Source organism: candidate division WOR-1 bacterium RIFOXYB2_FULL_36_35, from assembly GCA_001771505.1.
Taxonomy (GTDB): domain Bacteria; phylum Margulisbacteria; class WOR-1; order XYC2-FULL-46-14; family XYC2-FULL-37-10; genus XYB2-FULL-36-35.
Genome location: MEUA01000016.1, coordinates 43,137 through 55,752 on the forward strand (window position 1 = coordinate 43,137; position 12,616 = coordinate 55,752).

Annotated in this window: 13 protein-coding genes, 1 tRNA gene and 1 pseudogene; 1 reads left to right on the forward strand and 14 read right to left on the reverse strand. The window is 35.2% G+C overall.

The window, feature by feature from the left end; genetic code table 11:
• Positions 1 to 144 precede the first annotated feature (144 nt).
• A complete protein-coding gene (locus A2290_06920; GenBank protein ID OGC15964.1) occupies positions 145 to 2,385 on the forward strand; it encodes a hypothetical protein in 2,241 nt (746 codons plus the stop codon).
• A gap of 11 nt (positions 2,386 to 2,396) precedes the next feature.
• On the opposite strand, the gene A2290_06925 is transcribed toward A2290_06920, so the two are convergent.
• The 14 genes and pseudogenes from A2290_06925 to A2290_06990 all read right to left on the reverse strand — a co-directional run bounded on the left by A2290_06925 (position 2,397) and on the right by A2290_06990 (position 12,616).
• Positions 2,397 to 2,660 carry a hypothetical protein gene (locus A2290_06925; protein OGC15965.1) on the reverse strand — a complete coding sequence of 88 codons (264 nt, stop codon included), beginning with the start codon at positions 2,658 to 2,660 and terminating at the stop codon, positions 2,397 to 2,399.
• Positions 2,661 to 2,692: 32 nt separating this feature from the next.
• Entirely contained in the window at positions 2,693 to 2,905 is a 213-nt protein-coding gene (locus A2290_06930; protein OGC15966.1) for a hypothetical protein, read from the reverse strand.
• A gap of 104 nt (positions 2,906 to 3,009) precedes the next feature.
• The gene (locus tag A2290_06935; GenBank protein ID OGC15977.1) at positions 3,010 to 4,284 is read right to left on the reverse strand and encodes a serine--tRNA ligase; all 1,275 of its coding nucleotides are present in this window, start codon (positions 4,282 to 4,284) and stop codon (positions 3,010 to 3,012) included.
• Positions 4,285 to 4,315: 31 nt separating this feature from the next.
• A complete protein-coding gene (locus A2290_06940) occupies positions 4,316 to 5,428 on the reverse strand; it encodes a cell division protein FtsW (GenBank protein ID OGC15967.1) in 1,113 nt (370 codons plus the stop codon).
• Positions 5,407 to 6,735 (reverse strand): UDP-N-acetylmuramoylalanine--D-glutamate ligase, encoded by a 1,329-nt coding sequence (locus tag A2290_06945; protein OGC15968.1) that lies wholly within the window; start codon positions 6,733 to 6,735, stop codon positions 5,407 to 5,409. The genes A2290_06940 and A2290_06945 overlap by 22 nt, the downstream gene beginning before the upstream one ends.
• Positions 6,732 to 7,658: a phospho-N-acetylmuramoyl-pentapeptide-transferase gene (locus A2290_06950; protein ID OGC15969.1), complete on the reverse strand. Its 927-nt coding sequence runs from the start codon at positions 7,656 to 7,658 to the stop codon at positions 6,732 to 6,734. The genes A2290_06945 and A2290_06950 overlap by 4 nt, the downstream gene beginning before the upstream one ends.
• 75 nt (positions 7,659 to 7,733) lie before the next feature.
• Positions 7,734 to 8,219 (reverse strand): hypothetical protein, encoded by a 486-nt coding sequence (locus A2290_06955; GenBank protein OGC15970.1) that lies wholly within the window; start codon positions 8,217 to 8,219, stop codon positions 7,734 to 7,736.
• 78 nt (positions 8,220 to 8,297) lie between these two features.
• On the reverse strand, positions 8,298 to 8,864 hold the full coding sequence (locus A2290_06960; GenBank protein ID OGC15971.1) for a hypothetical protein: 567 nt from the start codon (positions 8,862 to 8,864) through the stop codon (positions 8,298 to 8,300).
• Positions 8,865 to 8,895: 31 nt separating this feature from the next.
• Positions 8,896 to 9,534 carry a hypothetical protein gene (locus A2290_06965; protein ID OGC15972.1) on the reverse strand — a complete coding sequence of 213 codons (639 nt, stop codon included), beginning with the start codon at positions 9,532 to 9,534 and terminating at the stop codon, positions 8,896 to 8,898.
• A 27-nt stretch (positions 9,535 to 9,561) separates the two neighbouring features.
• Positions 9,562 to 9,783, reverse strand: coding sequence for a preprotein translocase subunit SecG (locus A2290_06970; GenBank protein OGC15973.1), 222 nt, complete (start codon positions 9,781 to 9,783; stop codon positions 9,562 to 9,564).
• A 132-nt stretch (positions 9,784 to 9,915) separates the two neighbouring features.
• Positions 9,916 to 9,988 (reverse strand) — tRNA-Ala (locus A2290_06975).
• A gap of 91 nt (positions 9,989 to 10,079) precedes the next feature.
• Entirely contained in the window at positions 10,080 to 11,276 is a 1,197-nt protein-coding gene (locus tag A2290_06980; protein OGC15974.1) for a phosphoglycerate kinase, read from the reverse strand.
• 215 nt (positions 11,277 to 11,491) lie between these two features.
• Positions 11,492 to 11,932 (reverse strand): hypothetical protein, encoded by a 441-nt coding sequence (locus tag A2290_06985; protein ID OGC15975.1) that lies wholly within the window; start codon positions 11,930 to 11,932, stop codon positions 11,492 to 11,494.
• A 106-nt stretch (positions 11,933 to 12,038) separates the two neighbouring features.
• Positions 12,039 to 12,616 (reverse strand): annotated as a pseudogene (locus tag A2290_06990) (type I glyceraldehyde-3-phosphate dehydrogenase).

The window sequence follows — 12,616 nt, forward strand, 5'->3', positions numbered from 1 at the left end:
GCTTTGTTGCTCAAAGAGCAGAGAAAAACCGGATCAGGGCATACATTGTTGACCCCCAAAATTAAATTGAAATTTTCCGTTTTAACCTCCGAAGAAGCTGTGTATATAAAAGGCTTTTAAACAAATAACGGAGGTAAATAAAAAATGAGTAATCTGACAATTTATGGTTTAGGAAATATGTGTCAAAGTAGTATGGTGGAGTGCAAGGCAGAAATAAAAGATAAGTCAGAAGCACAAGATATATATAATGAAGTAACAGACAATTCTCTCCTCAGAGATCAAGAGGCTCTTGACAGCGCATTTGTTAATATGGCAAATTCAGATGGAGATGAAACCCTTTCTCCCTATGAGGCTCAAATTGTTGCAAATGCAGTTGAATATTATGGCGGAAACGTTGGAAAGGTTCTTATCCTTACAAAATGTTTGGCCAATCCTGTTATACGCAGCATTGATATAGATGAACAAGTAAAGATAAATGCGATAGGTGCCCTTCTTGATTGGGGGATGGCTGAAGATGCTATATGTGACATATTTGCCAACAGTGTAAAAATGTACAACCCAACGTATAACTCAACAATCACTGAAAAATTTTGGACACATCTGCCTGAATATCTAAAACTCCTTGACCACCCTGAAAAATTTCAACGTTATACTCTGTCAATAAAAGATTTTGATAAGTTTGGAAGATCAAATTTTTATGCTATTGATTTAACTCAAGTTTTAAACGAAAACACAGGGGAAATAGACCTGAGTAATGACCCTTTTATTAAATTTGATAGAAAAAATGAAGACGCTATATGTTCAATCATTGAAAAAAAGGCTATTATCATAGAGGATGCTAACAGATATTTTGTTGATATGTTGATATTATTTGCCAGTTTAGACCTTCTTTCAAATAAAAGAATAGAAGGCCTTCTAATCTCTAAGGATGTGCCAGAAAGGTTTAAAACTGTTTTAAGATACATCAAGCAAAAAGGAGCTCCTGTCAATTTCGAAAGAGTTATTATTGCACAAGATGGGCGCCTTGATATTGAAAATAATTCACAATCTACAATTCTTCCAAACAACCATGAGTTGGAAGAAGGTATAATTTCATGGAAAGACGGTTTTTGGTTTTTATCTCTTTATGACAGATATAACAATAAAAGATATACCAGTTTTTTAAAAATAGACGGACTAAAAATATATTTAGAGAGAGGCAATACCTTTAAGTTATTTATATTTTTTGATCAAAATGGGGCCCCTAAAAAACCTATCGCATTAAAAGCCAAAGAATCTTTTAATTATATCAATTTTTCAAGTGACAAGATTTCTGCGGAAGGTGAAGAATTGCCGGTTTTTTCCTTTGATTATTATTCTATAGAGAAACAAGGGTCTAATCCCGCGAAATTAACTATAGAAGGAGTAAGAAGCTGTAATCCAAAAGTCGCATTATACGCATATCCAGAAACCCGCTTTACATTAAGAAATGATAATCTTAGTTTTAGTATGGTTTTTAACGGCGAACACGGATTTGTTGATTTAAAAGAGGCTGAAAATTTTTTTACTAATCATTCAAAAATTCCATTAACCATTTCAGCATACAATCTACTCGACGAGAAGCCAAGAGAGTTCTCTTTTTCCGGTTATAGCTTTAGCCATAAAGGAAAAACTTTGGTTATAACCCCTTTCAGCGAGATAGCCATATTTGGAGATGCTGAGGAAACAACCCTCATCAGTCCTTTTTATACCAGTCCGTATAATTTTCCTTACGATGACTTTAAATTAAGAACATCAATAAATACTGTCTCAATAATAGAAGAGGCAGAGGTTCCTACACGCCCATATGGAATACAAATAAGAAAGCCAGCCTATGAGTCTATTAATTATACTGTTTTAAGGAACCTCTATTATGCGCTTAGCCTCTTAACCCCAAACTTAAGGAGAGCAATTTCTTCAATTGAATTTTCAGATGATGATCGTGGAGAGATGAAATGCAACTTCACCTCAAAGAGAATAATTTTAAACTCAGGCTATCCAAAATTCCCTTATTCTTATAGGATTATAAGAAATACTGATGATCCTGAAATATCAACTGATGAAACCGTTTATGTAGGCTTATTAGAATTATATTTGACAGCCGCAAAAATGTTAGCTTATCAATTAAAAGCGACCAATTTTGGAAGGCAATGGAAATTTATACCTGAAATTGGGGATACTAAAGATATTGCTACCAGTGTTGGCCAATTTGTTTACCTTGTAATTTCATCTCCAAAAAAGATAGCTGAGCACTGCCGAAAAACAAGTAATAACTTTAACAAAGACTATTCAGATAATATGAAATTATTACTCCAATACGGTTATATAACAAATGAACAATATAATAGGGCAACAATAATGTGGTGAATTTTTAGAGCCTATTTTTTCTCTGTACTATTTTTGGCAGGTTCAGACTTGTGATGATGGTGTTCCCTGTTTTTATCGTGTTCTGTTCTATGAGTATTTTTACCGTAATCAGTCACATGAAATCCAGAACCTTTAAAAACTACACTTGCCGCAGAAATTAAACGCTTTATTTTTGAGCCGCCGCACTTTATGCACTTTTTAAGAGGCTTCTCCACCATTTTTTGATGGTGTTCATAAACACCGCACTCTTCACACCTATACTCATAAGCTGGCATATTAATATAGTAGCAAAAAAATCATAGAATAGTCAAACAGTAAAATCAAGTTTAGCGCCAATCGATTCAATTTTCCCGGGACTAACATAAATCCCATCGCTAATCTTGGCAAAATTAGCAAGAGAACTGTTCATATTGTGGTTAATCTCTTTCAAGACATTTGAAAAATCATCAATACTCTTTGACGGTTTTTTAGCGCCGGAACTTGGAATAGATAAAAAATTAGGGTCACTTATCAATGTCATTATTTTCCCTCTTTATTTTGAGTATTCATCCCGACGTAATAACCGGAATTTTCTGACAATTCACATAATTATAATCGAAACAAGAAAAGAAGTTCTTGCGCCTTTTAGCAGCTTTTTATTGTTTCAAACTCCAAATAATGTTTTAAACCTTCAGGAATAACAACATCACCATCTTCTTGCTGATAATTTTCTAGAATAGCGGCAAAAGTACGCCCTACGGCAAGCCCTGACCCGTTTAAGGTGTGAACAAATTCAGGCTTTGAGTTCCCATCTCTTTTAAACTTAATTCCAGCTCGTCTGGCTTGGAAATCTTCAAAATTTGAACAAGAAGAAATTTCTCTATATTTATTTTCTGACGGGAACCAAACTTCCAAATCATAAGTTTTGGCAGAAGCAAAACCCAAATCGGAAGTACAAAGCTCAACAACTCTATAAGGAAGATTTAATTCTTTAAGAATTAATTCAGCATCTTGCGTCAACAACTCAAGTTCTTTATAGGAATTTTCAGGCTCAACAAATTTCACCAGCTCAACCTTATTAAATTGATGCTGACGGATAATCCCCTTTGTATCTTTTCCATATGAACCTGCTTCCCGTCTGAAACATGGTGAATACGAACAATATTTTATAGGAAGTTTTTTATATTCTATAATCTCTTCTCTGTGTAAATTTGTCACAGAGACTTCTGCGGTAGGAATTAAATAAAAATCATCACTGCATTTAAAAAGATCTTCTTCAAATTTTGGAAGTTGGCCTGTACCTTGCATAGAATAAGACTTAACAAGGACAGGAGCCAAAACTTCCTCATAGTTATTCTTTTTTACGTGAACATCAAGCATAAAATTTATTAACGCCCGTTCAAGGGCAGCTCCCCTTTTATGATAAACAACAAAACGAGCTCCAGAAATTTTTGCCGCCTCTTTAAAGTTAAGGATTCCCAATCTCTCCCCTATTTCATCATGAGGTTTAGGTTCAAAGTTAAATTTTGCGGGCTCTCCGTATTTTCTAACTTCCTTGTTAAAAGAACTGTCCTTGCCAAAAGGGACAGAAGAATGAGGAAGATTTGGCATCTGAAGCTCTAAATCTTTAAGTTCATCGGAAACAAAACTTAATTCTTCTTCCAATTTTTTTATTTCATCACCGATCAACCTGCTTTTTTCAAGTAAAATGTCAGAATTTTTCCCCTCCTTTTTACATTGCCCAACTTTCTTAGAATTTTCATTGCGATCTTTTTTTAATGTCTCAATTTTAAAAGTAAGTTCCCGCCATTTTTTATCCGTTACAGAAAATTTTTCAACTAAAGATATATCTCCCTGACGAGTTTTCAAGGCATCAACTATTTTTTGAGGATCGCTGCGTAAAAGCTTTGGATCTAACATATAAAAAGTATACATTATAAAAAAAACCGGGTCAAAGTGAAATTTGTTTTGAAATATTAGTCAGTAATCCTACTGAAAACAAACATGTAATCATAGACGTCCCTCCATAGCTTACAAAGGGAAGAGGAAGTCCTGTGGTTGGCAATAAAGCTATTACAACCATTATGTTTAATACTGTCTGTACAAAAAACATTGAAATAATGCCAAATCCTAAGAAAAAATAAAACTCATCTTTTGTTTTTGAAATAATCTGAATTCCTCTAAAAAAGAATACCAAAAAAATACAAATCAAAACAAAAGCGCCAATAAACCCCAATTCTTCACACAAAACTGCAAATATAAAATCCGCATATTGTTGAGGAAGATAATAAAATTTTTGTTTGGAATTTCCAATCCCCAACCCGATCACCCCTCCAGACCCTACGGCAAGCAACGATTGAATAATTTGAAATCCTTTTCCTAAAGGATCTTCCCACGGATTAAGAAAAGCAAGCAACCTTTTTACTCTATACGCGGAAAAAATACTCAAAATAAAAATCAAGACCCCGCCACAAGATCCTAAAAAAACCAGATGTAAAACATTAGCCCCTGCTATAAAAAACATTAAAAAAGAAGTTACAGCTATTGAAAGAGCTGTTCCCATATCAGGTTGTTTAATTATTATTCCGCATACCACGACCAAAACCAAAAGCAAAGGCAGCAATCCTTTTAAAAATTTTTTTATACTATTTTTCAATGCTGAAAGATAAGTGGCAAAAAATAAGACCATGGTAAATTTAACAAATTCCGAAGGTTGAAAAGATATAAAATAAAAATCCAGCCAACGTGTAGCTCCTCCCAACGATTTCCCTAAAAAAGGGACAAAAAGCAATAAAAGAAAAAAAATAGAAACACAAAATATAAGAAGAGTATATTTTTTAAGTTTTTGCAAATCCAGATTAAGGGCAAAAATAAAAACAAAAAAACCTGCAAGCAAATACAATAAATGCCTCTTAAGATAGTAAAAACTATCTCCCATTTTAATCCCCATAACAGAACTTGAAGAAAAGATCATAATAGTCCCAAACAACAGCAACCCCGCTATGGATGCCAACAAAATAAAATCAGGAGATTTTTTTAGTTTTAAAGGTTTTTGACCAGAGATTTAAACACATCTCCTCTCTCTTCAAAATTTGAAAACATATCAAAACTGGCGCAGGCAGGAGATAGCAAAACAATATCTCCAGGTTTAGATAAATTAAAAGATGTAATTACCGCAGATTTAAAATCAGAAGCAATTTCTATGTTTTCAAAATCACTCTGCTTAAGAGCTTTTTCAAATCTCTCTGTTGCCTCCCCTAAAAGAATAACTTTTTTTACACTCTTTTTTATTAAATTAATCATCGCCGTTAAATCCGTTCCTTTATCCCTTCCTCCAAGAAGTAAAATAATAGATTTTTTTCCGGTATCCAAAGTTTTAATAGCTACAATAGTAGAATCAGGATTTGTCGCTTTAGAGTCATTATAAAAATCAACTCCGTTTTTTCTTATAACAAATTCAATGCGATGAGAAACTCCAGAAAAACTTTTTAACACTTTTGGAATTGTATCTTTAGAAACCCCGGCAATTTTAGCCGCAGTAACAGCCGCCGCAATATTCTCTAGGTTATGGTCGCCTCTAAGCTTAATATCCGCAATATTCATCCCCAAAAACAACTCCATCTCTTTTATTATAAACGGGACCAATCTAGCTTCAGAAGCTTGGACTAATTTACAAACCCCCTTATCCTGAGAATTGTAAACAACGTAATCCGTCTTCTTTTGGTTCATAAAAATACGAGCTTTAAAAGTTCCATAGGCTTCCATAGAGCCGTGGCGTTCTATATGATCTTCGGTTAAATTTAAAATTATACTAATCCATGGTCTAAAAGAGACTATTGTTTCTAACTGATAACTGCTGATTTCAACAACAACAAAATCAAGATTCCTATCATCTATTGAAACAAGCGGCAAACCTACATTTCCCGCAACAACAACTGATTTCCCTTCGGCTTTTAAAAGTTCCCCGATTAAAATAGCCGTCGTTGTCTTTCCGTTGGTTCCGGTGACAGCAATTATCGGCTTAGTCAAAAACCTATATGCCAACTCTATCTCAGAAACAATGGGGATATTAAGCTCTTTTGCTTTTTGAAGTACAGGAATATCGGTTCTAACGCCAGGACTTAAAACAATAAGATCAGATTGATCAATACATTTTTGAGTATGCCCCCCCACCTCTAATTGCAAACGGGAATTCAGGTCACCTATGGCAATATTTTTAAATTCTTCAAGTACAGTTTTGTCGATAGATTCTTCTTTCTTGCTATCTGTCACAAAAAGATAAGAACCTAAAGGATAAAGTTTTTTTACGATTGCCAAACCCGATTTTCCAAGGCCAAAAACAGTTATCTTTTTTTCTTCCCATTTTGTCATGCTAAAAACACTCCTATAATACTAAGTAAAAACTGAACTGCCCAAAACATTAAAGTCACATAAACTTCACTCCATCCTAACAATTCAAAATGATGATGAAGAGGTGACATTTTAAAAACCCGTTTTTTAAACAATTTATAACTTAAGACCTGAATTATAACAGATAAAGCCTCTACCAGAAACACTCCGCCTATTATAACAAGCAAAAGTTCCTTATTTAAAATAATTGCCATGCCTGCAAGAATTGCCCCTATCCCAAGAGATCCTGTATCTCCCATAAATATTTTAGCTTTAGGAAAATTAAAAAACAAAAAGGCTAAAAGCCCCCCTATTAAAACAATAGCCAACACGGAAAAAGGCAAAAGATGCCTATGTAAAGCTATCACAAAAAAAGAGGCAAATGCCAAAATTGAAGTTCCTGCAAGTAACCCGTCAATTCCATCTGTAAGATTTGTCGCGTTGCCACATCCAAATATCAGAAAAGTAGAAAATAAAATATACAAAGGGATTCCCAGTATTTTCAACAAATAAGATGATGTTAAATAAGGGGTGCAAAATAAAACAAAGAAAGAAAAGAGACTTGAAAGTAATAATTGAGAAAAAACTTTTTGCCAAAAAGTAAGCCCTAAATTTCTTTTTTTATAAACTTTTATAAAGTCATCAAAGAATCCTATCAATGAATATCCCAAAAAAAGAAAAAGAAGCGGTCTTACTTCAGAAAAAGAAAAACTAAGAACAATAGATATTATGACAAAACCAACACCTCCCATAGTAGGAGTTCCGCTTTTCTTTTTATGACTTTCAGGTCCTTCTTCTCTTTCAAACTGTCCGATATGAATTTTTGAAAAAAATAAAAGTATTAACCATGTTAAGACAGACGTAAAAACAAAAGAGAGAAAAAACAAAAAAAATAACAGCCACATATTATCAATATGATATCATAAAAACCAAAAAAAAAGCCCCCCACTTGCGTGAGAGGCTTTTTAAAGCTTGTAAGCTTATAAATAAAGGACTATTCCAAGTGTTGCAATGGTAGAAGCTGTAAGTAAAGAATATGTGCTTGTGCTTGTTCCTCCAGCGCTTGTTGATGTAAAGTTAATCAAGTTAAGATCGCCAAAAACACCGACATTAGAGCTAAGCATAGATTCTGCTCCAAGAAACCCACTGACAGTAATAGGTGTAGTTGTTACTCCAGCATTATTTCTAGAAGTAATATTTGCTGACAACCCCCAATAAACATCGACTGAATTTCCTACAGGCATAAACACTGAAGAGAATCTAACTAATGCTCCAAGAGTAGTATTTGCAGCGCCTCCTGCAGTATTATCTGTATATGTTGCTCCAAGATCTAGCGCCTTGCCTGAACCAAATTCCAACCTTAAAAATGGAGTTCCTCCCAATGAACCAATACCACTAATTGCAGCAAATGAAGAAGAAGCCATTAATAAACCTAACATCAAAACTAAAGCTACTAATCTTTTCATTTTATTCCTCCTTAAAAATTTAAAAAAACACTAACTTTTATAGGCAAGATCACCTCCTTTTTATTTCAACTCAACTAATTAAAATATATAACCGGCATAAACAGCGGCAGAACCCACTCCTATAGATGTAGTTGTCGCGTTATTCTGCGATGTAGAAGAAAAAGATACAGGAATTAAATCAAACCCAAGTAAAAGATTTCCTGTAACAACAGCTTCCGCACCATATATCAAATTTACAGTAAACAAAGATCCTGAAGGAATGCTGTTGTAAGAAAGAGAAGCGCCTAAATGAATAGGGACAGTTCCCCCTGTCAGATGAAAAGCAAATAAACCAGTAGCGCCAAAAACAGAGGTATTAGCGTTATTAGCGCTAATACTCAAATAATTCACTCCAATCCCACTGGTATAAGTCTCTCCTATAAATTTAAGCATCAGGACGCTAGCCCCGCCAAGATTTACACCGGCAACATTGGTTCCGCCCATTAAATAAGAAGCAAGCCCCATCTTCATGTTACTCCCGCTTGATGTAATAGCCTTTGCAACAGGCAAACTCTTAGTTTTTTGAGTTTTTGTTGGCGCAGTAGCAGCTAAAGAAAAAGAACTTACTAAAAAAAACATTAAAACAAAAACAGTTAAAATTCTCATTATAAAAACCCCCTTTAAATTTAAAATCTTTCTATTTTCCTTTTATCAAGTTTGAAACAAAATCTGCCATTATATCCTTACACCCCAAACCAAAGGCAATCGCAACAGCCAAGCCCAAAGATCCTATTATAACACCAATGCTTGGGATAAGAAGATCTGGCCCTATTCCAAGCTGTTCAATTGCAAGGAGAAAAGCCATAACAACAGCAGCATATTGAGTAAGACGGGAAATTGTCTTTGCTCCAGGCAATCTAAAATTTGCCCCTATTAAATAGACCAAACCGCCCAAAAACAAGCCAATAAAAGTACCAATAGCAAGAACAACAGTCGCAAGTAAAACAACCGTCAAATAGGAAAATAGTTTTGCTAAAACGATTTTAATCGGAAGTCCAACCAAAAATGCCACACTAATTATAAAAAAGAACATTAGTATCCAATACAATGTAGCTCCTAAAAGCTTTGAAGGAGAGCTAAGAATATTCCCTTTGCGTAAAAACTGATCGAACTTCAAAAAATTTAAAATATTATCAAAAGAAATCAATTCCAAAAGAAAAACAAGAAATTTTTCCAGAAGGCGCGCCAAGAAAAACCCTATCAATAAAACTAATATGCCGTAAAAAACAACCGATAATTGCTCAAACGTCTGTTGCAAAAAATCTTTAAGCAACACAATAGTAAATTGCACAAAAACCTCCGTTCAAAGTTTAATAACACCTAAGACTAAAGAGACTACTAGAAAAATAATAACTGCTGATGTTGTAATCTTATCCAATCCTTGCTCTAGCCCTTTTGGCGTTCCAAACAATTTAGCAGCCCCTCCGATACCTCCCAACCCCTCCCCTTTCGCTGAATGCATCAAAACAGTGACAACAACCACTATCGCCGATATAATTTGAATTCCTATTAATAAAACCTTCATTCACATGTCTCCTAACTTTAAATTTACAATATCTTAACACAAGCCACAACCTTGTCAATACTGGTTTTTTGCCTTACTACAATCAAAGACCTTTGTTTGTCTTGAAAATAGGCAAATATAACCATCAAAGAATGGAGCTGATCGGGATCGAACCGACGGCCTCGTCGTTGCGAACGACGCGCTCTCCCAACTGAGCTACAGCCCCAGCTATAGTCTATTGTAAGGGGCGGTTCGCGAACCGCCCCTTACACGCGAACCACCCCTTACACGCGAACCGCAATTACAATCAAAGACCTTTACTTATCCTGCAAACAAGCAATCCCCGGCAAAACCTTACCCTCCACAAACTCAAGGGATGCTCCCCCACCTGTTGATATGTGGGAGATTTTACCGGCAAGTCCTGCTTTTTCTATTGCTGCAACAGAATCGCCTCCACCAATAACAGAAATAGCCCCTTTTTCTGTTGCTTCGGCAATCATTTCGGCTATCGCAAATGTCCCATGTTCAAACTTGTCAAATTCAAAAACTCCCATAGGCCCATTCCAGAAAATCGTTTTAGCTTTCTTTATAGCATGTGAAAACTTTGTAATAGTATCAGGGCCTATATCCATACCCTGCCAGCCATCAGGAATTCCGCCTCTTGTTACTAACTGCGTATTAGCATTAGGATCAAACTTATCGGCAACAATATGATCAATAGGAAGCATTACAGTCTTATTCAAATCTATAGCTGTCTTTAAAACTTCTTTTGCGACAGGAATCTTATCCTCTTCAACTAAAGAATTGCCAACACTGACATTCCTGGCTTTGAAAAAAGTATAAGACATGCCTCCTCCTACAATTAATGTATCAACACGAGGAAGGAGATTTTTTATAACATCAATCTTGCCCGATATTTTGGCTCCACCTAAAATTGCAACAAACGGATGATCAGGGTTATTTATAAGCTTCCCCAAAAATTTGATCTCTTTTTCCATAAGAAATCCTGCATAACCTTTTAAATACTTCGTAACCCCTTCCGTTGAAGCATGAGCGCGATGAGCCGTACCAAAAGCATCATCAACATAAACTTCGGCAAGTGAAGCTAATTTCTTCGCAAATTCAGGATCGTTTTTTTCTTCTTCTTTATAAAATCTGACATTTTCCAAAAGGAGAACATCTCCTTCTTTTAAAGAAGCAACAGCTTTCTCAACTTCAGTTCCTATGGAATCTTTTACATATTGAACCTGTTTTCCAAATAATTCAGATAATCTTTTTGCCACAGGTTCCATGCGGAATTTATCTTCCGGCCCGTTTTTTGGGCGTCCCAAATGAGACACAAGAATTACCTTAGCCCCTTTATCTGATAAATATTTTATTGTAGGAATTGCCGCTTTAATACGGGTATCGTCCGTAATATTTAATTTATCATCCTGAGGAACATTAAAATCAACGCGAACCAAAACTCTTTTCCCCTTCAAATCCTTTATATCTTCAACTGTTTGCTTTGCCATGTAAACATCCCCTTTCTTTGATTCATTTTAAAACAAAAAGGAATAATTTACAATTGAAGTTTGAAAAATATAAGAAAAACCGCTTTAACCCCGATTATTCATAGACTAACAAAATTTTAACAGTCTATTGGAAAATTCCTTAGGTATGAACCCCGATTTCCTAATCGGGGTGAATAATCGGGGTTAACTTGAGCAAAGGCATGTCGTCAGGTGGTTTATTCGTTTTTCATCTGTTTCAAATTAAAGTCTAATTCAGCAATTCTATTTTTAGTAATTATAGAGGCGACCTCAAAAAATAAATAGACTGTCGCACTGGTTAAAAATATAAATCCAAACATCTTTTTATCAAACCAATCAATATTATTGTAAAACTTATAAATTCCTACCAATATTAAGCCAGCTAATACGCGAGGGCCTTTCCCTTCTTTTGTTTTCATGGCCTCTAAAAAATGTAATGCCAAGTTATATCTCTGCAAAGATACGGACATTCCAACAGAGGGATCTTTTCTAAGTGTAGCATTCCAGCTGTATGCTGTAGAAAGATAAGAATTTCGCGTGGCTATTTTTGTTGCAAGCTTGGTATCTGATAATGGAGTATGCCGTATTGCGCCTGCCAATAATCTTGTTTTTAAGGGAGGTATTTGCATTGTCATCATGTCATTCCATCGTTATTTGTTGAAGAAAATTTCAGGTTGTATTGTTATTTGAAGTAAAAAAGGAGCTGAAGAAAAAACTCCAGCTCCTTTTAATTGATAAAACTACTTAACTCTTGCTTGCAATAAGCTTCACAAGATCAACAACACGACATGAATAGCCCCATTCGTTGTCATACCATGAAACAACTTTAAAAAATCTCTTTTCACCCTTTAAATTATTCTGAAGAGTTGCAAGTGAATCGTATATTGAAGAGCGATTGTCATGTATAAAATCAGTCGACACAACTTCTTCAGTTGCGACGCCTAATATCCCTTTTAAATAAGTTTGAGAAGCTTTTTTCATCATTGCGTCAATCTCTTCGATGGAAGTGTCTTTTGCCGCTCTAAAAGTCAAATCAACAACAGAAACATCCGCAGTAGGAACTCTAAAAGACATTCCAGTCAACTTTCCCTTTGTTACAGGCAAAACTTCACCGACAGCTTTTGCGGCGCCAGTTGTTGAGGGGATAATATTGATCGCCGCCGCACGACCACCACGCCAATCTTTCTTTGAAGGCCCGTCTACTGTCTTTTGTGTCGCCGTGTATGCATGGATTGTTGTCATTAACCCAGTCTCAATGCCAACTCCTTCTTTTAAAATAACATAGACAACAGGGGCAAGACAGTTGGTAGTACACGAAGCAT

What these genes read in the sequence shown, in the direction of transcription:
- A2290_06920 (OGC15964.1), top strand. Translation starts at nt 145, where the DNA reads ATGAGTAATCTGACAATTTATGGTTTAGGAAATATGTGTCAAAGTAGT.
- A2290_06925 (OGC15965.1), bottom strand. Translation starts at nt 2,660, where the DNA reads ATGCCAGCTTATGAGTATAGGTGTGAAGAGTGCGGTGTTTATGAACAC.
- A2290_06930 (OGC15966.1), bottom strand. Translation starts at nt 2,905, where the DNA reads ATGACATTGATAAGTGACCCTAATTTTTTATCTATTCCAAGTTCCGGC.
- A2290_06935 (OGC15977.1), bottom strand. Translation starts at nt 4,284, where the DNA reads ATGTTAGATCCAAAGCTTTTACGCAGCGATCCTCAAAAAATAGTTGAT.
- A2290_06945 (OGC15968.1), bottom strand. Translation starts at nt 6,735, where the DNA reads ATGACAAAATGGGAAGAAAAAAAGATAACTGTTTTTGGCCTTGGAAAA.
- A2290_06950 (OGC15969.1), bottom strand. Translation starts at nt 7,658, where the DNA reads ATGTGGCTGTTATTTTTTTTGTTTTTTCTCTCTTTTGTTTTTACGTCT.
- A2290_06955 (OGC15970.1), bottom strand. Translation starts at nt 8,219, where the DNA reads ATGAAAAGATTAGTAGCTTTAGTTTTGATGTTAGGTTTATTAATGGCT.
- A2290_06960 (OGC15971.1), bottom strand. Translation starts at nt 8,864, where the DNA reads ATGAGAATTTTAACTGTTTTTGTTTTAATGTTTTTTTTAGTAAGTTCT.
- A2290_06970 (OGC15973.1), bottom strand. Translation starts at nt 9,783, where the DNA reads ATGAAGGTTTTATTAATAGGAATTCAAATTATATCGGCGATAGTGGTT.
- A2290_06980 (OGC15974.1), bottom strand. Translation starts at nt 11,276, where the DNA reads ATGGCAAAGCAAACAGTTGAAGATATAAAGGATTTGAAGGGGAAAAGA.
- A2290_06985 (OGC15975.1), bottom strand. Translation starts at nt 11,932, where the DNA reads ATGATGACAATGCAAATACCTCCCTTAAAAACAAGATTATTGGCAGGC.